Origin of the sequence: Polaribacter sp., assembly GCF_036480315.1 — a bacterium.
GTDB lineage: Bacteria > Bacteroidota > Bacteroidia > Flavobacteriales > Flavobacteriaceae > Polaribacter.
The window spans coordinates 13,027-35,544 of sequence record NZ_JAZGGG010000004.1; the positions used below are offsets into that span (position 1 = coordinate 13,027).

A 22,518-nucleotide genomic window follows, 5' to 3' on the forward strand; every position below is an offset into this window, starting at 1 on the left:
TTTTGATGATTTATATTTACATTTTAAAATAATCATTATTGATGAAAATTTACTACAAGATATTACTGCTTTTAATTTTAACAACTTTATATCAATGTAAAGAAGAAAAAAAAGCAGCTAAAAATTCTTTAAATTTTGACAATAAAAAGGAATTAAAAAAAGTTGAAAAAGTAATTAGACCCTGGGACAGTTTACACAAAGATAATGTAGAAGTTTTTTTTACAGAATACGGAAAACAGCACAAGGAGAATAAAGTACTCATAAAAACAAAATTTGGGAATATTAAAATTCGTTTATATGATGATGTTCCTATTCACAGAGCAAACTTTATCTTTTTAACCAAAATAGAATACTTTAATACAACTGAAATCTATAGAGTTGCAAAAAACTTTGTAATACAAGGTGGTAATTCCGATGAAACCTACACTCGAAAACAAAGAAGATTGTATGGTAATTATCTTATAAAGCCTGAGTTCAAAAATAATAGGAAGCACAAATACGGTGCTTTAGCTGCTGCTAGACAGTGGGAAAAAAATCCTAATAAATTATCAAGTCCGTTTGAATTCTATATGGTTCATAATAGAAATGGAGCACATCATTTAAATAATGAACATACTGTTTTTGGTGAAGTAATTTCTGGATTTAATACTATGGATAAAATATCTAAAGTAAAAGTTGGTGTAGATGAATGGCCGGTTGAAGATATTACAATGACCATTGAAATTATAGATTAATCATTTTTTTTTAGAAAATTAGATATATTTTATTGGTTTTTTAGACATCAATTTTCAGTATAAAAATTAATGAATAAAACGTATCTTTGCACCTCAAAATTTGTAGATGAGTTTTTTAAAAGAAATAGCACGTAGAAGAACATTTGGTATCATATCGCATCCAGATGCAGGTAAAACTACATTAACAGAAAAATTACTACTTTTTGGTGGTGCAATTCAAGAAGCCGGTGCTGTAAAAAATAATAAAATAAAGAAAGGTGCAACTTCCGATTTTATGGAAATTGAGCGTCAGCGTGGAATTTCTGTTGCTACTTCAGTTTTAGCTTTTATTTACAAAGACAAGAAAATAAATATTTTAGATACGCCAGGTCACAAGGATTTTGCTGAAGATACTTTTAGAACTTTAACTGCTGTAGATAGTGTTATTGTTGTAATTGATGTTGCAAAAGGTGTAGAACCACAAACTGAAAAGTTAGTTGAAGTTTGTAGAATGAGAAGCATACCAATGTTGGTTTTTATCAATAAATTAGATAGAGAAGGAAAAGATGCTTTTGATTTATTAGATGAAGTTGAACAAAAATTAGGTTTACGCGTTACACCAATGAGTTTCCCTATTGGAATGGGTTATGATTTTAAAGGTATTTACAATATTTGGGAAAAGAAATTAAATCTTTTTTCTGGTGATAATAAGACCTCAATTTCTGAAGGAGTTCAGTTTGATGATTTATCTAATCCTGAATTAGATAAAATAATTGGTAATAAAGCCGCTGAAACTTTACGTGAAGAAATAGAATTAATTAGCGAAGTTTACCCAGATTTTAATAGAGACGAATATTTAGAAGGAAATCTGCAACCCGTATTTTTTGGTTCTGCATTAAATAATTTTGGAGTAAAAGAATTGTTAGATGCATTTATTGAAATTGCACCTTCTCCTCAACCAAAAAAAGCAGAAGAGCGTTTAGTAGATTCAAAAGAAGAAAAGTTAACAGGTTTTGTGTTTAAAATTCATGCAAATATGGACCCTAAACATAGAGATAGATTAGCATTTATAAAAATTGTATCAGGAACTTTTAAACGAAATGCTCCTTATTTACATGTTAGAAATGGCAAGAAAGTGAAATTTTCTAGTCCGAATGCATTTTTTGCGGAGAAAAAAGAAATCGTAGATATTTCATATCCAGGCGATATTGTAGGTATACATGATACAGGAAATTTTAAAATTGGAGATACTTTAACTGAAGGTGAACAATTGAATTTCAAAGGGATTCCGAGTTTTTCTCCAGAACATTTTAGATATGTAAACAATGCCGATCCAATGAAATCTAAACAACTGTATAAAGGTTTAGATCAATTAATGGATGAAGGAGTTGCACAACTATTTGTTTTAGAAATGAACGGAAGACGCGTTATTGGAACCGTTGGAGCGCTTCAATATGAAGTAATTCAATACCGTTTAGAACATGAATATGGTGCAAAATGTACGTACGAAAACTTAAGTGTTCATAAAGCTTGTTGGGTAGAACCAGAAAACCCAAAAAGCGAAGAATTTAAAGAGTTTAAACGTGTTAAACAACGTTATTTAGCAAAAGATAAACAAGGTCAATTAGTGTTTTTAGCAGATTCTTCTTTTACAATTCAAATGACACAAAGTAAATATCCTACCGTAAAATTACATTTTACGAGTGAATTCAAAAAATAAAACAAAAATAATACTATGAGAAAAATACTTTTTTTAGTTTTTACATTATCTTGTTTTCAAGCTTTTTCACAGTCTAAAAATTTATCAAATTTAAAAGGTAAAGAATTACATAATAGTATTAGAGTAAATTATATTTTGGTTCATCAACCAGATGAACAAGTAAGTTATAGTCTTAAACCAACAATGGGTTTTGTTGGAGTAAACTACAACATTCCAATAAATGATTGGCTCTATACTGGTGCTGGTTTTCATACAGCTGTAACAGGAGATCAAGGTGGTTTATTTACTTTAGGAGTCAATTTAGGTGTAAATACTCAAATCTATAAAAACTTATATTTTGATGCAAATATCCATTTTGGTGGTGGTGGTGGTTACAGAAGTTTAGTCAATGGTGGCGGAATTATTTACCCAAATGCAGGATTACAATACAAGAAAAATGGCTACTCTTTTGGTGTACAATATGGATATGTTAACTTTTTTACAGGAATTCAAAAAAACGATAATGTTTCCTTTTTTGTTGAAATACCGACAACTTTAAGAACCGTTTCTTATGCAGATGCACAAGAAAAATTTATTGTAGACAGTACTTCTAAAGATGAGTTTTGGCAGAAACCAGCTGTAAAAAGCGTACAACAAATGACTTTTGATTATTTCTTTCCTTTTGGTGATTCTAGAACAGATGCAAGTACAACACCAAAATACAAAGCTATAGATCACACCTTATCTGTTTTAGGTTTTGAATATCAACGTTACTTAACAAACAACACTTTTATTTATGCGCATGTAGATGCTATGTACGCTGGTTTAACTGCTGGTTTTATGGATTTATTTTTAGGAGTTGGTAAGAACTTTGTAGAAACTAGATATGTAAACTTATTTGGTAAATTTGGTCTTGGAGCTGCTGGTGGAAGAATCTATCCAGAAAATGGACTAACAATATACCCAAATATAGGAGCAGATGTTAAAATTACAAAGAAATTTGGAGTAAGCGCTCATGGTGGTTATCATAGATCTATTGGCGGTACTTTTGAAGCATATACTGCTGGTTTTAGTTTAAAGTATTATGGTTTAAGTGGCGGAACAAAAGACCCTTTTTCTGATGAAAAAATAACAGAAATTAAAACTCAAGGTGTACAAATAGTTGTGGAAAATCAATCATATTTTGATGTTGCTAAATTTGGAATTCCTGCTAGTGACTTGCAGTTAATTGCTCTAAAAGCTCAATATGATTTGAATCACAGGTTTTATGTAGCGGCTGAAGCTTCTTTTGCTTATCTAGGGAAATCTGGTGGTTATGCACATGGTATCTTTGGCTTGGGTATTAAATCTAATAAATTTTTAAATGATAATTTTTCTACATTTTTAGAATTATCTGGTGGTGTTGCTGGTGGTGGGCGTGTAGATTCTGGTGAAGGTGTGTTATTAAGACCAACAATTGGTATAAATTATCATGTAAACAATGATCTTTCGTTTCATATTGCTGGCGGACAAATGTGGTCCCCTTTTGGAAACGTAAATTCATCAAATATCAATATTGGACTTACCTATGCTTTTTCAATTTTAAATTCAAAAAAATAATTTATTCTGAATTTGTTTTCAGTAACAATAAATAATAAGAATGTCAGTTCGAGTGCAGTCGATAACTAATAAATAATTAAAACATCTCGACTGCGCTCGAGGAGACAATAAAGTAAAATTAAATAATATGAATAACGGAATCTATGCAAAATTCATTACCCCAAAAGGTGAGATTTTAGTAAAATTAGAAAATGAAAAAGCACCAGGAACAGTTGGTAACTTTATCGCTTTAGCGGAAGGAAATTTAGAGAACTCGGCAAAAGATCAAGGAACTCCTTATTATGATGGATTAAAATTCCACAGAGTAATTCCTGAATTTATGGTTCAAGGTGGTTGCCCACAAGGAACAGGAACAGGAAACCCTGGTTATAAGTTTGATGATGAATTTCACCCAGATTTAAAACATGATGCTCCAGGAAAATTAGCAATGGCCAATTCAGGTCCAGCAACTAACGGTAGTCAGTTTTATATTACCCACGTTCCTACTCCATGGTTAGATGGTAAACATACCGTATTTGGTACAGTTATCGATAGCCAAGATGTTGTTGATGCAGTTGCACAAGGAGATGATATGAAAGTGGAAATCATTAGAGTTGGTGCAGAAGCAGAAGCTTTTAATGCTATTGAAGCGTTTAGAACTTTTGAAGGATCTAGAGAAAAGCGTGAAGCTGATGAAATAGCAAAACAAAAAGAATTATTAGATTCTGTTGCCGCTGGTTATGATGAAACTAAAAGTGGTTTACGTTACCAAATTTTACAAAAAGGTGATGGAAAACAAGCAACTAAAGGCGCTGGTGTTTCTGTACATTATAAAGGGCAGTTATTAGACGGTACTGTTTTTGACTCTTCTTATAAAAGAAAACAACCAATCGATTTTAATGTTGGTGTTGGTCAAGTTATTGCTGGTTGGGATGAAGGAATTCAGTTATTACAAGTGGGTGATAAAGCTCGTTTTGTAATCCCTTCTAATTTAGGTTATGGTTCTGCGGGTGCTGGAGGTGTAATTCCACCAGATGCAACACTTATTTTTGATGTTGAATTAATGGATGTAAAATAATTTACATAAAATATTATTATTTTATAAAAAGCTCTTGAAATTCAAGAGCTTTTTTTTGTTCTTTATTTTAATAACAAATAATTTTAGTGTTTTACTTTATAGTTAAGGGTGATTTTCCTGATATAATTATTTCATATTAATAATACTTTTGAATTAAATTAAAAATAATAACTATGAAAACACTTTTACTAAAAAATCAGTTACTATTATTCTTTATTTTCATTTCATTAGCTTCTTTAAGTCAGAATGTAAATATTCCTGACCCTGAATTCAAACAAGCTTTAATTAGTTATTCTCCTAGAATAGACACTAATTTTGATGGACAAATTTCCGTCCAAGAAGCACAAGCTATAACAGTTTTAAACATTTCTAACCATCATAGAGATGAACAAATGATGCCAGACCCAAATGATCCATTTAATGGTGGAAGCATTTTTATTTTTGAAGGTATATATGACTTTACAGGAATAGAAGCATTTACAAACTTAACCTCATTAAATTGTTCAGATAACGATTTAACCAGTTTGGATGTATCAGCTCTTACCCAATTAACAAGTTTAAATTGTTCTAGTAACATAAATTACATGGGACATCCTGGAGGGTTAACATCTCTAATATTACCAAACGCAGGTACTTTAACACAAGTTAATTCATCTAACAATCACTTGACATCAATAAATTTATCTGCAAATACATCATTAACAGATATCAATTTTTCAGGCAATAATATTAATAATTTAATTCTTCCAAACACAAACAGTTTAACAACTTTAAATGTAGCTTATAACCAAATAAGTAATTTAAACACTTCAACTTACACTTCAATTTCAAGTATAATTTGTAATAATAACGGCTTAACAAGTTTAACATTACCAAACACAACCACTTTAACTACATTAAAATGTTATCAAAATCAACTAACCAATTTAGACCTAACTCAAAACTCTGGAATAACTTGGTTAGATTGTAGAAATAATTCTTTATCATATCTAATTTTAACACAAAATATTGCAATCACTACTCTAAATTGTAATAGTAATTTATTAACTAATTTAGATTTAAATTCAAACACAGCTTTAACAACAGTTTCATGTAGCAATAACCAAATTTCAACTTTAGATGTTAGTTTTCAAACTAATTTGAATAAATTATATTGTAACAATAACCAATTAACAAATTTGAATATAAAGAATGGAAATAATTCTTCGATTACATCAAATTGGTTTGATGCTAGAAATAATCCTAATTTAAATCTAATTTGTGTTGATGATATTGCTCAAGCAAATTCTACTTTTACAAGAAAAGATACTCAATCTTATTATTCAGATATTTGTTCATTTATTCCTACTAATTCAAACACAATTACAGGAACTGTATCATTTGATCTTGATGCAAATGGTTGTGATATTTTAGATAGAAAATCAATAAATACAAAACTCACCAATACAAGTACAAATACTTCTAATGTTACATTTACAGGTAATAATGGGCAGTATTTATTATATACTCAAGAGGCTAATAATACGTTAGATATCTTTTCAAACTTCCCTAGTTTCTTTACCGTTACACCAACAACTCAAAATGTAAACTTTACGGGTTCTGGTGCAACACAAGTTGTTGATTTCTGTATAACTGCAAATACACAGGTGGATGATGTTAAAGTTAGTATTTTACCTATTACAGAGTCTAGACCCGGATTTCAAACTACTGTTAGAATATTTTATGAAAATGTAGGTTCAACAATACTAAGTGGAGATATTAATCTATCTTTTGATGATTTAAAGGAAATTTTCATTGGTGCTTCAGAAACAGTGGTAACACAAACTATAAATTCATTAAGCTGGAATTACACCAACTTATATCCGTTCGAAAAGAATTTTATTGATGTTACTTTTGAAATCAACAGACCTACAGATCCAACAAACCCAGTAAACAACGGAGATGTATTAACTTATAACTGTACAATAAACCCAACAACTGGCGATGCAAATTCTACCGATAATACTGTTATTTATAATGATATAACTATTGGTTCTTATGACCCAAATGATATTATTGCACTAGAAGGAAATTTCATCAATGAAAATCAAGTTTCAGATTTTCTAAATTATAGAATACGTTTTCAAAATACAGGAACTGCATCTGCTATTAACATTGTTGTAAAAAATGAACTAGATGCAGATTTAGATTGGGATAGTTTTCAGCCAATTACAGCAAGCCATAATTATAGAATTTCTGTAACAGATGATAATAAAGTAGATTTTATTTTTGAAAACATTCATTTAGCAGATAGTACTTCTAATGAACTAGGAAGTCATGGTTGGATTTATTATAAAATTAAACCAAAAAGTACTTTTGCTATTGGTGATGTTATAGAAAACACAGCTAATATTTATTTTGATTACAATCCTCCTGTAATTACAAATACATATACCACTCAAATTGAAGAACCAATAATACCTGAAATTCCAGATTTAAGAGTAAAAGTATATCCAAATCCTACAAAACGATTTGCAAATATTAAAGTGAATCTAAAAGGTAAACTAGTTGTTTTAAATAAATACGGAGTACGAGTATTAAAACATCGATTAAAGAAAGGAGTAAATACTTTTGACTTTGGTTGGTTAAGAAAAGGAAGGTACTTCTTAAAAATAAAATCTAAAAAACAAGTTATTCATAAAAAACTAATTATAAAGAAAAGAGGAAAAGGACATGGTCATGGAAATGGACATCATGGAAACAAACACGGAAGACATTGTAATCACGATAATGATTAACAAAAAAAAGGAAGCTAAATAGCTTCCTTTTTTTTTATATTAAGAATACATTTTTTCTCGTAATTCTTTAATTTTCGGGTCAGACAAATAATCGTCAAAAGTAGAATGTCTATCAATAACTCCTTTTGGAGTTAATTCTATAATTCTATTGGCAACAGTATTTGCAAACTCATGATCATGAGTAGTAAACAAAATAGTTCCATTAAAGTTGATTAATGAATTATTTAAAGATTGAATTGATTCTAAATCCAAGTGATTTGTAGGTTCATCTAAAACTAAAACATTTCCTCTTTTCATCATCATTCTAGACAACATACAACGTACTTTTTCTCCTCCAGACAAAACATTACTTTTCTTTAAAGCTTCTTCACCAGAGAAAATCATTTTTCCTAAAAACCCTCTTAAGAAAACTTCTTCACGTTCTTCTTCTGTTTGTGCGTATTGTCTTAACCAATCTACTAAATTTAATTCTCCATCTTGGAAAAAACTTGAATTATCTAACGGCAAATATGATTGTGTTGTTGTAACTCCCCAATCGAATTCTCCAGTATCCGCTTTTTCATTTTCAGTAATAATTTGATAAAAAGCTGTTACTGCTCTAGAGTTTTTAGAAATTACAGCAACTTTATCACCTTTATTTAAGTTGATGTGTACTTTATCAAATAATTTCTCTCCTTCAAACTCTTTGCTTAATTTATCAATATTTAAAATCTGATCTCCTGCTTCTCTATCACTTTTATAAATAATTGCTGGATAACGTCTACTAGAGGGCTTAATCTCATCAACATTTAATTTCTCGATCATTTTTTTACGAGAAGTTGCTTGTTTAGATTTTGCCATGTTTGCAGAAAAACGACGAATAAATTCTTCCAATTCCTTCTTTTTCTCTTCTGCTTTTTTATTTTGTTGTGCTCTTTGTCTTGTTGCTAATTGGCTAGATTCATACCAAAAAGTATAATTACCAGAATAATGATTTATTTTACTATAATCAATATCAGAAATATGTGTACAAACTGCATCTAAAAAGTGTCTATCATGAGAAACTACAATAACACAATTATCAAAATTTGCAATAAAGTTTTCTAACCAAGCAATAGTTTCAAAATCTAAATCATTGGTAGGTTCATCCATTATTAAAACATCAGGGTTTCCAAAAAGTGCTTGTGCGATTAATACACGTACTTTTTGTTTACCATCTAAATCTTTCATTAATGTATAATGTATGTCTTCAGAAATCCCTAAATTAGATAACATAATAGCAGCATCAGAATCTGCATTCCAACCATTCATTTCTTCAAAAATTATTTGAAGCTCACCAATTTTCTCTGCGTTTTCATCAGTATAATCAGCATATAAATCATCTATTTGCTTTTTTATTTTAAACAGTTCTTTGTTACCCATTATAACTGTTTCTAATACAGGATATTCATCAAAAGCATAATGATCTTGTGTAAGAACAGACATTCTTTTCCCTTTCTCTAAATGAACTTGTCCAGAAGTTGGTTCTTGAACACCTGAAATGATTTTTAAAAATGTGGATTTCCCGGCACCATTGGCTCCAATAATTCCATAACAGTTTCCTGTTTGAAATTTGGTATTTACATCATCAAACAAAATTCGTTTTCCGAATTGCACAGATAAGTTAGAAACTGATAACATACTATAGTTTTTAAATTTTGTGCAAAAGTACGAATTTGATTTTTCTTTTTAATAGTGATTGCAAACCGTTTTAAAGAAAAAACATTAAAACTTTAAGCAATAATTTAGAACTTATTTAACAACGAATTAACAAGAGAAACTACATCTAATACTTAAATTTGTAAAAAAGCTACATTGAGTCCTTAAAACTATATGATAAAAAAATTACTCATTTACACACTATTTTTAACGTTAACTCTTTTTGTTGGCTGTACTTCAAATGAAGAAAATTCAACTTATTTTGGTGGTAAAATTATAAACCCAAAATCTAATTTTGTTACGTTACATTCTATGGAGAAAATAGTAGACACACTATTTTTAGATAAGAATAATAAATTTATAGGTAAGTTAGAGAATTTTAATGAAGGTTTGTATTATTTTATTCACGGTAATGAGAATCAATACATTTATTTAGAACCTTTAGATAGTTTAATGCTTCGTTTAAATACTTGGGATTTTGATGAATCTTTGGTTTTTGCAGGTAAAGGCTCCAAAAGAAATAATGTTTTAATTGATTGTTTTTTAGAAGAAGAAAAGGATTACAAAACAAATTATAAATTCAACAAGCTAGAACCTAAAGAATTTAAAAGGAAGACAGATTCTTTGATTCAATTAAAAATAGATTCCTATAATAATTATATTGAAAACAATCCAGAAGAAACTTTTGGTTTTAAAAGCTTGTTAAAAGTCGCACTTACATATCCTATTTATTCAAGAATAGAAAGGTACCCAATTGTATATACTAAATATTCGAAAACAAAAGAATTTCCTAAAACGGATACTGATTTCTATAATTATAGAAAAGAAATTACCATTAACAAAGATTCTTTAATGTATTACAGTGCATATTCTCAATATGTAAAAAACTATTTATATAACATCACTTATTCGCTAGGATACAAACCAATGACAAATGAGTATTCAACCAACTTTACAAATGATTTATTAAAAACAATAGATGCTACAGTTTGTACTCCAGAATCAAAAAATGCATTCTTAAAACAAACCGTTATTGGCCATTTTTATAGAAGATCTACATGTAATATAGATGAAAAAGTCTTTAATACATTTTTTGATTTAAGTGCTAATAAGAAGGATTTAAAACAAGTAAGATTATTACTTAATGATAGTAAGTACTTGAAAAAAGATACAAAAATTCCAAATTTTACTTTGATAGATTTTACAAATGGCAATCATTCTATAAGTAAAATTATAAAAAACAAAAAATCTTGTTTATTCTTTTGGAATCCAGAATATTTTTCTAAAAACTACATTTCATCAAGAGTTAAATATTTATCTGAAAAGTTTCCAGAAATTCAGTTTTTACAATTAAAATTTGGTTATGACTCTTTAGATAGAATAGATAATTTAGATATTAAAAATCAATTTTTTATTGACACAAAAAGTGAAGCAAATAATTTTTTAACAAGTAAAATGCCAAGAACTATTCTTGTTAGTAAAAAAGGGATCATAAAAAATAGTTTTGCTTCTATTTCTTCAAAGAATATTATTTTTCAACTTAAAGAATTAAGTGAAAAGTAATAGTCAACATTACTCTTTCCATTTATTTAATTTACTGTACCTTTGCACGGTTTTATTTTTGAGGTTACTCAATAAAAAATCAAGTCGAAATTTATAATTTGATTTGCAGGTGGGCGTTCTGTGAATCTACAAAAATCACAGTATGTCAACATTTTTAGAACTAGGTCTTAAAGAACCTATCAACAGAGCATTAACAGATTTAGGATATGAAAAACCAACTGTTATTCAAGAAAAAGCAATTCCACAAATTATTTCTTCAACAGACGATTTAAAAGCATTTGCACAAACAGGTACAGGTAAAACTGCTGCTTTTAGCTTACCAATATTAGAGCTTTTAGATGAGAATAATGGTAATGTACAAGCTATTATTTTATCTCCAACAAGAGAACTAGCAGTTCAAATTGGTAATAATATTAAAGACTTTTGTAAATATTTACCAAGTATTAAAGTAACTACAGTTTATGGTGGTTCTAGTATGGAAGATCAAATTAGATCTTTAAAAAGAGGTTCGCAAATTGTTGTTGGAACTCCTGGTAGAACAGTCGATTTAATAAAAAGAAGAGCTTTAAAATTAGGAAACGTTCAATGGTTAGTTTTAGATGAAGCTGATGAAATGTTGAACATGGGTTTTAAAGACGAATTAGATAAAGTTTTAGAAGCAACACCAGAAACAAAACAAACGTTATTGTTTTCTGCAACTTTTCCTAGAGAAGTTGAAGCAATTGCTAGAAACTATATGACTAAACCAGTAGAAATTACTTCTGGTGAAAAGAATGCAGGTTCAGAAAACGTAACGCATGAATATTATTCTGTTACTGAAAGAACGCGTTACCCAGCTTTAAAGAGAATAGCAGATTTAAATCCTGATATTTACGCAATTATCTTTTGTAGAACTCGTAGAGAGACACAAGAAGTTGCAGACAACTTAATTAGAGATGGTTATAATGCTGATTGTTTGCACGGAGATTTATCTCAAGGGCAAAGAGATTCTGTGATGGGTAAATTCAGAAAAAAAACAATTAAAATATTAGTTGCAACAGATGTTGCCGCTCGTGGATTAGACGTTACTGAATTAACGCACGTATTAAATCATAAATTACCGGATCAAATAGAAAACTATACACATAGAAGTGGTAGAACTGGTAGAGCTGGTAACAAGGGTATTTCTTGTGTTTTAGTAAACGGAAAAGAAAAAGGAAAGTTAAGACAGATAGAAAGAATTATTAAGAAGAAATTTATAGAAGGTAAAGTGCCTTCTGGTAAAGAAATTCTACAAAATCAATTAGTTAACTTAATCGATAAGGTTCAAAATACGGAAGTAAATGAATCTGAAATGGCAGAATTCTTACCTACTATTTTCGAGAAATTAGAATCTTTAGATAGAGAAGAATTAATTAAAAAGTTTGTTTCTTTAGAATTTAATACCATGTTAAAGTATTATGAAAACTCTAAAGATTTAAACGATCTATCTTCTAGAGAAAATTCTAGAGCTAGAGCTATTGATGAGAACATGACTCGTTTTTTTATTAATATTGGTAGAAAAGACAACTTAAATCCAGGAAAACTAATTGGGTTAATTAACGAACAAAATATTGGTGACAAAGTAGAAATAGGTTCTATAGATATTTTAGATACTTTTTCTTTCTTTGAAATTGATAAAAATTTCGAAGACAAAACATTAGAAGCATTTGCAGCTAATCAACCAGATTTTGATGGACGTTCTGTTAATATAGAAATTACAAAGAAAGAACGTTCTGGTGGCGGAAGAAGAGGTGGTGGTGGAAGAAAACCATTTGGAGGTAAGAAAGAAGGTGGTTTTGGAAGACGTAGAAGTTCTGAAGGTTCTTCTAGAGGTGGAGATTCTAGTAGAGGAAGATCAGACAGACGTTCTTCTGATAGACCAGACAGATCAAACAGAAGCTCTGGTGGAGATAGAAGGTCTTCTGGTGGATTCGGAAGAAAACGTAAAGAAAGTTAGATTTCTTTAAATATATAAAAAAAAGCTCAAACATTTATTTGAGCTTTTTTTTATGTTTTAAACTTCTGTTTTAAAACACGATTTATAAATATCTTCATAAACAGGTAAAATATTTTCTAAAGAAAAACGTTTTGTTTGCTCTTTTGCATTTTGTTTAAAACACGCTAAAGTTACATCGTCTTTTAAAATTGAAATTGCATTTTTTGCCATATCAGAAACATCTCCTAAATCACTTAAGTAACCAGTTTCTCCGTGAATATTCACTTCTGGTAAACCACCAGTATTTGTAGATATTACAGCAGTACCTGCTGCCATTGCTTCTAAAGCTGCTAAACCAAAACTTTCTGTTTGAGATGGTAATAAAAACAGATCTGTATAGCATAATATTTTTGCAACTTCTGTGCTATTTCCTAAAAAGAAAACATCTTCAGAGATTTTTAATTCTTTTACTAATTTTTCTGCTTTTGCTCTTTCTGGCCCTTCACCAATCATTAATAGTTTTGAAGGAATTTCTTTATTTACTTCATAAAAAACTTTAACCACATCTTCAACTCTTTTAACAGGTCTAAAATTACTTACGTGTGTTAAAATTTTTTCGTTTGGTTTTGCAATTGCAATTCTATTACATTCTTCATCACCAGCAGCTGCATATTTTTCTACATCGATAAAATTATAGACAACTTTAATATCTTTTCTAATATTAAAAAGTTTGTTTGTAGTTTCTTTTAAATTATTAGAAACCGCAGTAACAACATCAGAATTATTTATACTAAATTCTACAGCCGTTTTATACGTTGGATGACTACCAACTAAAGTTATATCTGTTCCATGAAGTGTAGTAACAACTCTTACGTCTAAACCTTTTTCTTTTAACATTTGTTTTGCCATATATGCTGCATAAGCATGCGGAATTGCATAATGAACATGTAAAACCTCCAACTCATGTTTTCTTACTACTTCTACCATTTTACTTGATAAAGCTAACTCATAAGGTTGATATTGAAATAAGGGATATTCCTCTAAAATTACTTGGTGAAAATGTAAATTATGGGAAATAAAATCTAATCTAACTGGTTGATTGTATGTAATAAAATGCACTTCATGACCTTTATCAGCCAAAGCCATTCCTAATTCTGTTGCTACTACTCCACTTCCACCAAACGTTGGATAACAAACAATTCCTATTTTCATATAATTATTGAAAGATTAAATGATTTTAAATTAAAAGATTAACAAATATGAATCTTTAGTTGTAAATATACCTTTATTCTTACACTTGAAATCTAAATAAAAACATAAAAAAAGCCTACAATTTAAATTGTAGGCTTGTATAATAAGGTACTAAAATAAGTTCAGTATTAATAATCTCCTAAAGTTACAGGATTTTGAGATAAAGCATTTTCTAACTGGGTATCACTTGGTGCTTTACCATGCCATGCATGTGTATGCATCATAAAATCTACACCATTCCCCATTTCTGTATGTAATAAAATACAAACTGGTTTTCCTTTTCCTGTTAATGATTTAGCTTCTGCTAGACCTGCTAAAATAGCTTCAACATCATTTCCTTTTTTAACATCTAAAACAGTCCAATCAAAAGCTTCAAATTTTGCTTTTAAACTTCCCATTGCTAAAACTTCATCAGTCGTACCGTCAATTTGTTTTTCATTCAAATCAATTGTACAAATAATGTTATCCACTTTTTTTGCAGATGCATACATAATTGCCTCCCAGTTTTGACCTTCTTGCAATTCTCCATCACCATGTAAAGTATATATGATTTTATCGTCTCCATTTAATTTTTTAGCTTGTGCAGCTCCTAAACCAACAGACATTCCTTGACCTAAAGAACCAGAAGCAATTCTTACTCCAGGTAAACCTTCGTGTGTTGTTGGGTGTCCTTGTAAACGAGAATCTAATAATCTAAAAGTATTTAATTCTTCTACTGGAAAAAACCCACTATGAGCCAAAACACTATAAAAAACAGGAGAAATATGTCCGTTTGATAAAAAGAATAAATCTTCATTTTTACCATCCATTGTAAAGTCTGTAGAATACTCCATTACCTCTTGATATAAACAAGTAATAAATTCAGCACAACCTAAAGACCCTCCTGGATGCCCAGAATTTACTTTGTGTACCATTCTTAATATATCTCTTCGAACTTGTTGTGTAAAATCTTGTAATTGCTGTGTTGTTGGCATTTTGTTATTTTAATTTGATAACAAAAGTAATTTTTTTAAAAGCAATTAACAAGATTATTTATGAGCAATAAACCGGGTTATTAACAATTAAAGATAGATTTCAATAAAAAGTATATTATTAAGCTTGAAAACTTATGTTTTTTGCTTCTTTTTCTTTGCTGCAGGAAATAGGACGTTATTCAAAATTAAACGATAACCTGGTGAAGTTGGATGTAAATCTAATTCCGTTTTTGGGTCACCAACTCTGTGTGTATAATCTTCTGGATCATGACCTCCATAAAAAGTAAACATTCCTTTTCCTTTGGTTCCATGAATATAACGCGCCTCTCTATTTGTTCTATTTTCACCTAAAACCAAAACATTTGTTTTTACGGTATTTCTATCAAAAGAAGTTGTTTGCCCCATAAAACCTTTCACTAAAGTTGTATGATTTTGTGTTAACATTGTTGGTACTGGATCCCATTTTGCAGAAAACTCTACCAAAGAAAAGTAATCTGACGTTTTGGGTATTTTACGTTTCCTTGTCATATCTATTGTAGAAAACTCATATGTAGTTGGACTTCTAACTAAATTGAAATTTTTAAAAGCAAATGTTTTATTATAATTTATTTTAGTTTGATAATTTTGTTCTGAAGCATCACCATCAAACATTGCTTCTGCAATATCTACCCCTTCAGCAGAAAGTGCAATATCGAAACTATCTGTTGCTGAACACATGGCAAACATAAAGCCACCACCAACTACATAATCTCTAATTTTTTTAGCAACTGCTAATTTCTCTTCAGACACTTTATCATAACCAAGTTCTGTAGCCAATTTTTCTGCTCGTTGTTTTCCTTCAATATACCATGGAACTGTTCTAAATGAACCATAAAATTTACCGTATTGACCAGTAAAATCTTCATGATGTAAATGCAACCATTCATATATTAGCAGTTTATCTTCCAAAACATCTTTGTCGTAAATTACATCAAAAGGAATTTCTGCATAGGTTAAAACCATCGTTACAGCATCATCCCAAGGCATTTTATCTTTTGGAGAATACACCGCAATTTTTGGGGCTTTTTCTAAAGTTACTGCATCTTGATTCGAAGACGGAGCTGCAATTTCTTGTAATATTAATTGCGATCTTGCATCTGAAATCACTTGATAAGAAACTCCACGAATTTTACATTCGTTTTCTACAATTTTGTTATTTTCAATTAAAAAAGCGCCTCCATCATAGTTTAACAACCATTTCGATTTTAAACCCACTTCTAAAGAGTAAAATACAATTCCGTATGCTTTTAAGTGATTTTTCTGATTATCATTACTCATTGGCACATAAATAAAAGATGCCCAGATTGAGTTAGAAATGAATAGAAATGCTAGAATTGCTAAGAGTTTTTTCATATCAAAAACTAAAATACACAATTACTTAATAGCAATTGTGTATTTCTAAAATTTTATAAATTCTTTAGTATTTAAAAAGGAACATCATCACCAAAAGCATCTTTTGGATCAATTCCAGCTTGACCTGCAAAAGGATCTTCAGGGAAATCTGCATTCATAGAAGATTGAAATTCTGAACTAAAACCTTCTTCTAAATCAGAGAATTTTGCTAAATGACCTGTAAATTTCAAACGAATATTATCCAAACCACCATTTCTGTGTTTTGCAACAATAAATTCTCCTTGTCCTTCACACGGTGTGTGTTCATCATCATCCCATTCTGTCATTCCGTAGTATTCTGGTCTAAAAATAAACGATACAATATCTGCATCTTGCTCAATTGCACCAGATTCACGTAAATCAGACAGTAAAGGTCTTTTAGATCCACCACGCGTTTCTACCGCACGAGATAATTGAGAAAGTGCAATTACTGGCACTTCTAATTCTTTTGCTAATGCTTTTAAGTTTCTAGAAATCATAGAGATTTCTTGTTCACGATTTCCTCCTGCTTTTCCACCAGCAGTCATTAATTGTAAATAATCAATTACAATAATTTTAACTCCATGTTGCGATACTAATCTTCGTGCTTTTGCACGTAAATCGAAAACAGAAAGAGACGGCGTATCATCAATAAAAATAGGCGCATCAGATAATTTCTTAACCTTTACATTTAATTGTTCCCATTCATGTGGCTCTAGATTTCCTTTTCTTAATTTTTCTGAAGTTAAACCTGTTTCCGAAGAAATCATACGTGTAATTAACTGAACAGAAGACATCTCTAAAGAGAATACTGCAACACCATGATTAAAATCGATTGCCATATTTTTTGCCATCGAAATTACAAATGCCGTTTTTCCCATACCAGGACGTGCAGCTATAATAACTAAATCAGACGGTTGCCAACCAGAAGTTAATGCATCTAATTTAGTAAAACCTGTTTCTAAACCAGACATTCCTTCAGAATTACCAATTTCTTGAATCTTCGCTAATGCTTGTTTTACAAGTGAACCTGCAGCCTCAGAACTTTTCTTTAAGTTTCCTTGGGTAACTTCAAAAAGTTTTGCCTCGGCATCATCTAATAACTCAAAAACATCTGTACTTTCATCATACGCATTTTCTATAATTTCTGATGAAATTGATATTAATTTACGTTGAATGTATTTCTGTAAAATAATTCTTGCATGGAACTCGATATGCGCAGAAGAGGCTACTTTTTGGGTTAAACGAATTAAAGCAAAATCTCCACCAACAAACTCTAACTTTCCATTCTTTTTTAATAAATTGGATACCGTTAAAAGGTCAATAGGTTCAGAATTTTGAAACAGTTGATAAATTGCAGCATAAATTTCTTGGTGCTTTTGATCATAAAAAGCGTCTGAACTTAAAACATCAATTACATCATCAATTCCTTTTTTATCAATCATCATTGCACCCAACACAGCTTCCTCTAACTCTACTGCCTGTGGCGGAATCTTCCCTTTCTCAAGGCTAATTAATCTTGATTTATCTATCTTTTTACCAGCTACGGGTGTCGTTTTTTCCATCTCTACAAATGTACTTTTTTAGGTTGAATGCTTTTTCTAAATTCCAACTTTAATTTGTAAACATTTATTGTAAACTAAATTGTTATTATCTTGTTAATAACCAGTCAACTTCCAAAATGAAATGTTATTTTTACAAAGATGAAATGGAATAAAAGACATACTATTTTAGCAATACTATTGCCAGTTCAAATGCTATTAATGCAAATTGTTGCAAAAAACCCTGCTTTTATTGAGCATTATTATTCAAACGGAATTTATCCAACCATTTCTTCTTTTTTTAGAATCATTCTTGGTTGGATTCCTTTTTCTGTTGGGGATTTGTTACTCGCTTTTGGTTTGTTTGTTTTTCTTCGTTTTTTATACAGGTTGATAAAAACAAAATTTAGAAATTTTATATCTAAAATTGTTCACTTAATCGCCATCTTTTCTGTCATTTATTTTTGCTTTTATCTTTTCTGGGGATTAAATTATTACCGAGAACCTTTGGCAAAAAACTTAAACTATCAGCAACAAAAATATACTACAGAACAACTTAAAAATGTTACAAAACATATTATTAAAAAACTGAATTATTATCAATTTGAAATCACACAAAATGATACTTTAAAAGTTGAAAATCAATATCAACAAAAGAAAATGTACAAAATGGCAGTTTCTGGTTATACTAATTTATCCGAAGATTTTCCACAATTAAAATATCAATATAGATCTGTAAAAAGTTCTTTAATGAGCTTACTACAAACGTATAATAGTACTGCTGGTTATTTAAATCCGTTAACTGGTGAAGCTCAAGTAAATGATAAAGTTCCTAAAACAAGCTACCCAACAACGGTTTGTCATGAAATGGCACATCAAATAGGTTTTGCAGCAGAAAATGAAGCTAATTTTGTTGGCTTTTTAGCCGCTAATTATAATGAAGATATTTATTTTAAATACGCAAGTTATAGAATGGCTTTTGGTTATTGTATTTCTGAAATGAGAAAACGTGATAAGGAATTGTCCAAAGAACTTTGGCGAACTGTAAACAAAGGAATTTCTAAAGACTTTAATGCTAGTTATAAATTTTGGCAAGCATATAAAAACCCTTTTGAGCCGCTAGTAAAAAAAGGTTATAATGCATATTTAAAAGCCAACAAACAAGATAAAGGAATTGAATCTTATAATTATGTGGTTGATTTATTTATCACTTATTTTGAAACTTCCAAAGAAATTTAAGTTTCTTAAATTTATGTTAAATTAACTTCTTTTAACATTTTACAAATTGGTTCTAATTAAATTTAGACCAATTAACTCAAATAACGAATCAAACTTATGAGAAAACTACTCTTATTTTGCTTGTTTTTGTTGTCAATTCCCTTGCATTCGCAAGATTATTTTCCAACAAATACTGGAGTAAAAACTACTAAAAACACAATGGTTGCTCTTAAAAACGCCACTATTTATGTAACTCCACAAAAAATTATTAAAAAAGGAACTTTACTTATTAAAGACGGTAAAGTTGTTTCAATCGGTAGATCTGTAAAAATTCCATCAGGAACAAAAGCAATTGATTTACAAGGAAAAACAATTTACCCCTCTTTTATTGATATGTATTCTGATTTTGGAATTGCGAAACCGAAAAAAGCTTCTTCAAATAGCAGAGCACCACAATATGATGCTGGTAGAACTGGTTTTTATTGGAATGATCATATTAGACCAGAAACCGAAGCAGGAGATTCTTTTAAATTCGACAGTAAAAAAGCTACCGATTTATTAAAAGCTGGTTTTGGTGTAGTAAATACACATCTTAATGATGGAATTGTAAGTGGAAATGGAATGTTGGTTGCACTAAACTCTAATTCTTCTGACGCTTATAGAATTTTAGATAACAAATCTGCACAATACTTATCATTCAATAAAAGTGCTTTATCTCGTCAATCTTACCCAACTTCAAGAATGGGTACAATGGCATTATTGCGTCAAATGTATTTAGATGCAAAATGGTATGCAGACGGAAATGTAAAAAATAAAGATGCTTCTTTAGAAGCTTTGAATAGCAATAAAAACTTACTTCAAATTTTTGATGGAGGAAATGTTTTAGATGTTTTAAGAGCAGATAAAGTTGGAGACGAATTCGGAATTCAATACACAATTCTTGGTGGTGGAGATGAATTTGAAAGAATTAATGATATCAAAAAAACAAATGCAAGCTTAATTATACCAATTAATTTTAGAGTTGCTTACGATGTTAGCAACCCTACAATTGCAAAAAACATTGCGTTAAGTGATATGCGTAAATGGAATCAAGAACCTTCTAATTTAAGTGTTCTAGATAAAAACGGAATCAATTTTGCCCTAACAACGCATAGTTTAAAAAAAGTTAGTTCTTTTCATTCAAACTTACAGAAAGCTATAAAATATGGTTTTAGTAAAGAAAAAGCATTAGAAGCTTTAACTACAAAACCAGCAGAAATGTTAGGTAAAACTAATATTGGAAATTTAAATGAAGGTAGTTATGCTAACTTTATTATTACTTCTGGCGATGTTTTTGACGCAAAAACTACCATTTATGAAAATTGGGTTCAAGGTGATAAAAATGTCATTAATGATATGAACATCAGAAATCTTGAAGGTGATTATATGTTGCGTGTTAATGATAAAAATTATTTACTTTCTATTTCTGGTAAAGGAGCTAAACAAAAAGGTTCATTAAAAATGGGAGATAAAAAAGTGAAGTCTAAATTTTCTTTTAAAGATGATTGGGTTCATTTAACCATTAATGAAGATGCTGGTTTTACAAGATTAACAGGACAAGTAATTAATGCTTCTAATGTTATGCAAGGAACAGCTTTTGATGAAGCAGGAACTGAAACTAATTGGTCTGCTTCTAAACAAGTTAGAAAAGGAGATAAAAAGAAAAAAGAAGATAAAAAGAAGGAAGATGCGTTAACAATTTTACCAATTAGTTATCCGAATCTTGGTTATGGAAATTATACAGTTCCGCAACAAGAAACAATTTTAATTAAAAACGCAACCGTTTGGACGAGTGAAGAAAACGGAATTTTGAAAAATACGGATGTGCTTTTAAAAGATGGGAAAATTTCTCAAATAGGAAAAAACTTAAAAGCTAGAGGTGCAAAAGTAATAGATGGAACTGGTAAAACATTAACTGCCGGAATTGTAGATGAACACTCACACATTGCAACTTCTGCCGTAAATGAAGCAGGACATAATTCAACAGCAGAAGTAACTATAGAAGATGTTATTAACCCAAATGATATGAACATCTACAGAAATTTAGCTGGTGGTGTAACTTCTATTCAAATTTTACATGGTTCTGCAAATCCTATTGGTGGTCGTTCTGCAATTATCAAACTTAAATGGGGAGAAAATGCGGCAGGAATGCTTTATAAAAATTCTCCTAAATATATAAAATTTGCTTTAGGTGAAAATGTAAAACAATCTAATTGGGGTGCAAATAATAACATCCGTTTTCCGCAAACTAGAATGGGAACTGAACAAGTTTACATCGATTATTTTCAAAGAGCTAAAGAATATAATGCTTTAAAGAAAAGTGGAAAACCTTTTAGAAAAGATATGGAGTTAGAAACTTTAGCAGAAATTTTAAATAAAGAACGCTTTATTTCTTGTCATTCTTATGTTCAATCAGAAATTAATATGTTAATGAAAGTTGCAGAGAAATTCGACTTTAATATTAATACGTTTACACATATTTTAGAAGGATATAAAGTAGCTGATAAAATGAAAGAACACGGTGTTGGTGCTTCTACTTTCTCTGATTGGTGGGCTTATAAATATGAAGTTTTAGATGCAATACCTTACAACGCTGCAATTATGGCAAACCAAGGAATAACAGTTGCTATAAATTCTGATGATAGAGAAATGTCTAGAAGATTGAATCAAGAAGCCGCAAAAACCATAAAGTATGGCGGAATGTCTGAATTAGAAGCATGGAAAATGGTTACGATTAATCCTGCTAAATTATTACATTTAGATAGTAGAACAGGTTCTATAAAAGAAGGGAAAGATGCAGACGTTGTTTTATGGAACACAAATCCTTTATCAATTTATGCGAAAGCAGAAAAAACAATTATAGATGGTACTATTTATTTTGATATTGAAGCTGATTTAGAAAAAAGAAAAGCAATTAAATCTGAAAAAAGTAGGTTGTTAAAAATGATGCTTAATGAAAAAATGAACGGTGGTAAAACACAAATGCCTACCAAAAAACGTAACCAAAACTTTCACTGTGATTCAGAATAAGAACTTAAAAACA

The 22,518-nt window shown here is 29.9% G+C and carries 14 protein-coding genes; 9 read left to right on the forward strand and 5 right to left on the reverse strand.

The features are described from left to right. The first annotated feature begins 41 nt into the window (after positions 1–41). The 5 genes from V3V28_RS00810 (at position 42) to V3V28_RS00830 (ending at position 7,845) form a co-directional block, all read left to right on the forward strand. Positions 42–734 carry a peptidylprolyl isomerase gene (locus V3V28_RS00810; RefSeq protein WP_331363118.1) on the forward strand — a complete coding sequence of 231 codons (693 nt, stop codon included), beginning with the start codon at positions 42–44 and terminating at the stop codon, positions 732–734. Positions 735–840: 106 nt separating this feature from the next. Beyond that, positions 841–2,433, forward strand: coding sequence for a peptide chain release factor 3 (locus V3V28_RS00815; RefSeq protein WP_331363119.1), 1,593 nt, complete (start codon positions 841–843; stop codon positions 2,431–2,433). 15 nt (positions 2,434–2,448) lie between these two features. Further along, positions 2,449–4,011, forward strand: a complete 1,563-nt coding sequence (locus tag V3V28_RS00820; RefSeq protein ID WP_331363120.1) for a hypothetical protein — start codon at positions 2,449–2,451, stop codon at positions 4,009–4,011. A 127-nt stretch (positions 4,012–4,138) separates the two neighbouring features. Continuing rightward, the gene (locus tag V3V28_RS00825; protein ID WP_331363121.1) at positions 4,139–5,068 is read left to right on the forward strand and encodes a peptidylprolyl isomerase; all 930 of its coding nucleotides are present in this window, start codon (positions 4,139–4,141) and stop codon (positions 5,066–5,068) included. Between the two features lie 173 nt (positions 5,069–5,241). Beyond that, entirely contained in the window at positions 5,242–7,845 is a 2,604-nt protein-coding gene (locus tag V3V28_RS00830) for a DUF7619 domain-containing protein (protein ID WP_331363122.1), read from the forward strand. Between the two features lie 39 nt (positions 7,846–7,884). On the opposite strand, the gene V3V28_RS00835 is transcribed toward V3V28_RS00830, so the two are convergent. Continuing rightward, positions 7,885–9,504, reverse strand: coding sequence for an ABC-F family ATP-binding cassette domain-containing protein (locus V3V28_RS00835; RefSeq protein ID WP_331363123.1), 1,620 nt, complete (start codon positions 9,502–9,504; stop codon positions 7,885–7,887). A 192-nt stretch (positions 9,505–9,696) separates the two neighbouring features. On the opposite strand from V3V28_RS00835, the gene V3V28_RS00840 reads away from it, so the two are divergent. Together V3V28_RS00840 and V3V28_RS00845 are read left to right on the forward strand one after the other, a co-directional pair. Further along, entirely contained in the window at positions 9,697–11,085 is a 1,389-nt protein-coding gene (locus tag V3V28_RS00840; RefSeq protein WP_331363124.1) for a hypothetical protein, read from the forward strand. Positions 11,086–11,227: 142 nt separating this feature from the next. After that, positions 11,228–13,063, forward strand: a complete 1,836-nt coding sequence (locus V3V28_RS00845; protein ID WP_331363125.1) for a DEAD/DEAH box helicase — start codon at positions 11,228–11,230, stop codon at positions 13,061–13,063. A gap of 57 nt (positions 13,064–13,120) precedes the next feature. Here V3V28_RS00845 and bshA read toward each other — a convergent pair whose 3' ends face one another. The 4 genes from bshA to dnaB all read right to left on the reverse strand — a co-directional run bounded on the left by bshA (position 13,121) and on the right by dnaB (position 18,242). Then, positions 13,121–14,254: an N-acetyl-alpha-D-glucosaminyl L-malate synthase BshA gene (bshA, locus tag V3V28_RS00850; RefSeq protein ID WP_331363126.1), complete on the reverse strand. Its 1,134-nt coding sequence runs from the start codon at positions 14,252–14,254 to the stop codon at positions 13,121–13,123. Between the two features lie 167 nt (positions 14,255–14,421). Further along, positions 14,422–15,267, reverse strand: coding sequence for a transketolase (locus V3V28_RS00855; RefSeq protein ID WP_331363127.1), 846 nt, complete (start codon positions 15,265–15,267; stop codon positions 14,422–14,424). A gap of 132 nt (positions 15,268–15,399) precedes the next feature. Next, positions 15,400–16,584 carry an asparagine synthetase B gene (locus V3V28_RS00860; protein ID WP_442957510.1) on the reverse strand — a complete coding sequence of 395 codons (1,185 nt, stop codon included), beginning with the start codon at positions 16,582–16,584 and terminating at the stop codon, positions 15,400–15,402. 146 nt (positions 16,585–16,730) lie between these two features. Beyond that, positions 16,731–18,242 (reverse strand): replicative DNA helicase, encoded by a 1,512-nt coding sequence (gene dnaB / locus V3V28_RS00865; RefSeq protein ID WP_331363129.1) that lies wholly within the window; start codon positions 18,240–18,242, stop codon positions 16,731–16,733. Positions 18,243–18,380: 138 nt separating this feature from the next. Here dnaB and V3V28_RS00870 point away from each other — a divergent pair, with 138 nt between their 5' ends. Together V3V28_RS00870 and V3V28_RS00875 are read left to right on the forward strand one after the other, a co-directional pair. Then, positions 18,381–19,457 (forward strand): DUF3810 domain-containing protein, encoded by a 1,077-nt coding sequence (locus tag V3V28_RS00870; protein ID WP_331363130.1) that lies wholly within the window; start codon positions 18,381–18,383, stop codon positions 19,455–19,457. A gap of 96 nt (positions 19,458–19,553) precedes the next feature. Further along, positions 19,554–22,505, forward strand: a complete 2,952-nt coding sequence (locus tag V3V28_RS00875) for an amidohydrolase family protein (protein WP_331363131.1) — start codon at positions 19,554–19,556, stop codon at positions 22,503–22,505. The last annotated feature ends 13 nt before the right edge of the window (positions 22,506–22,518 follow it).

Excerpts from the sequence above, each read along its gene's own strand:
- V3V28_RS00855 (WP_331363127.1), bottom strand. The coding sequence starts at position 15,267 with ATGCCAACAACACAGCAATTACAAGATTTTACACAACAAGTTCGAAGA.
- dnaB (WP_331363129.1), bottom strand. The coding sequence starts at position 18,242 with ATGGAAAAAACGACACCCGTAGCTGGTAAAAAGATAGATAAATCAAGA.
- V3V28_RS00875 (WP_331363131.1), top strand. The coding sequence starts at position 19,554 with ATGAGAAAACTACTCTTATTTTGCTTGTTTTTGTTGTCAATTCCCTTG.
- V3V28_RS00835 (WP_331363123.1), bottom strand. The coding sequence starts at position 9,504 with ATGTTATCAGTTTCTAACTTATCTGTGCAATTCGGAAAACGAATTTTG.
- V3V28_RS00840 (WP_331363124.1), top strand. The coding sequence starts at position 9,697 with ATGATAAAAAAATTACTCATTTACACACTATTTTTAACGTTAACTCTT.
- V3V28_RS00830 (WP_331363122.1), top strand. The coding sequence starts at position 5,242 with ATGAAAACACTTTTACTAAAAAATCAGTTACTATTATTCTTTATTTTC.
- V3V28_RS00870 (WP_331363130.1), top strand. The coding sequence starts at position 18,381 with ATGAAATGGAATAAAAGACATACTATTTTAGCAATACTATTGCCAGTT.
- bshA (WP_331363126.1), bottom strand. The coding sequence starts at position 14,254 with ATGAAAATAGGAATTGTTTGTTATCCAACGTTTGGTGGAAGTGGAGTA.
- V3V28_RS00815 (WP_331363119.1), top strand. The coding sequence starts at position 841 with ATGAGTTTTTTAAAAGAAATAGCACGTAGAAGAACATTTGGTATCATA.
- V3V28_RS00820 (WP_331363120.1), top strand. The coding sequence starts at position 2,449 with ATGAGAAAAATACTTTTTTTAGTTTTTACATTATCTTGTTTTCAAGCT.
- V3V28_RS00810 (WP_331363118.1), top strand. The coding sequence starts at position 42 with ATGAAAATTTACTACAAGATATTACTGCTTTTAATTTTAACAACTTTA.
- V3V28_RS00860 (WP_442957510.1), bottom strand. The coding sequence starts at position 16,584 with ATGAGTAATGATAATCAGAAAAATCACTTAAAAGCATACGGAATTGTA.
- V3V28_RS00845 (WP_331363125.1), top strand. The coding sequence starts at position 11,228 with ATGTCAACATTTTTAGAACTAGGTCTTAAAGAACCTATCAACAGAGCA.
- V3V28_RS00825 (WP_331363121.1), top strand. The coding sequence starts at position 4,139 with ATGAATAACGGAATCTATGCAAAATTCATTACCCCAAAAGGTGAGATT.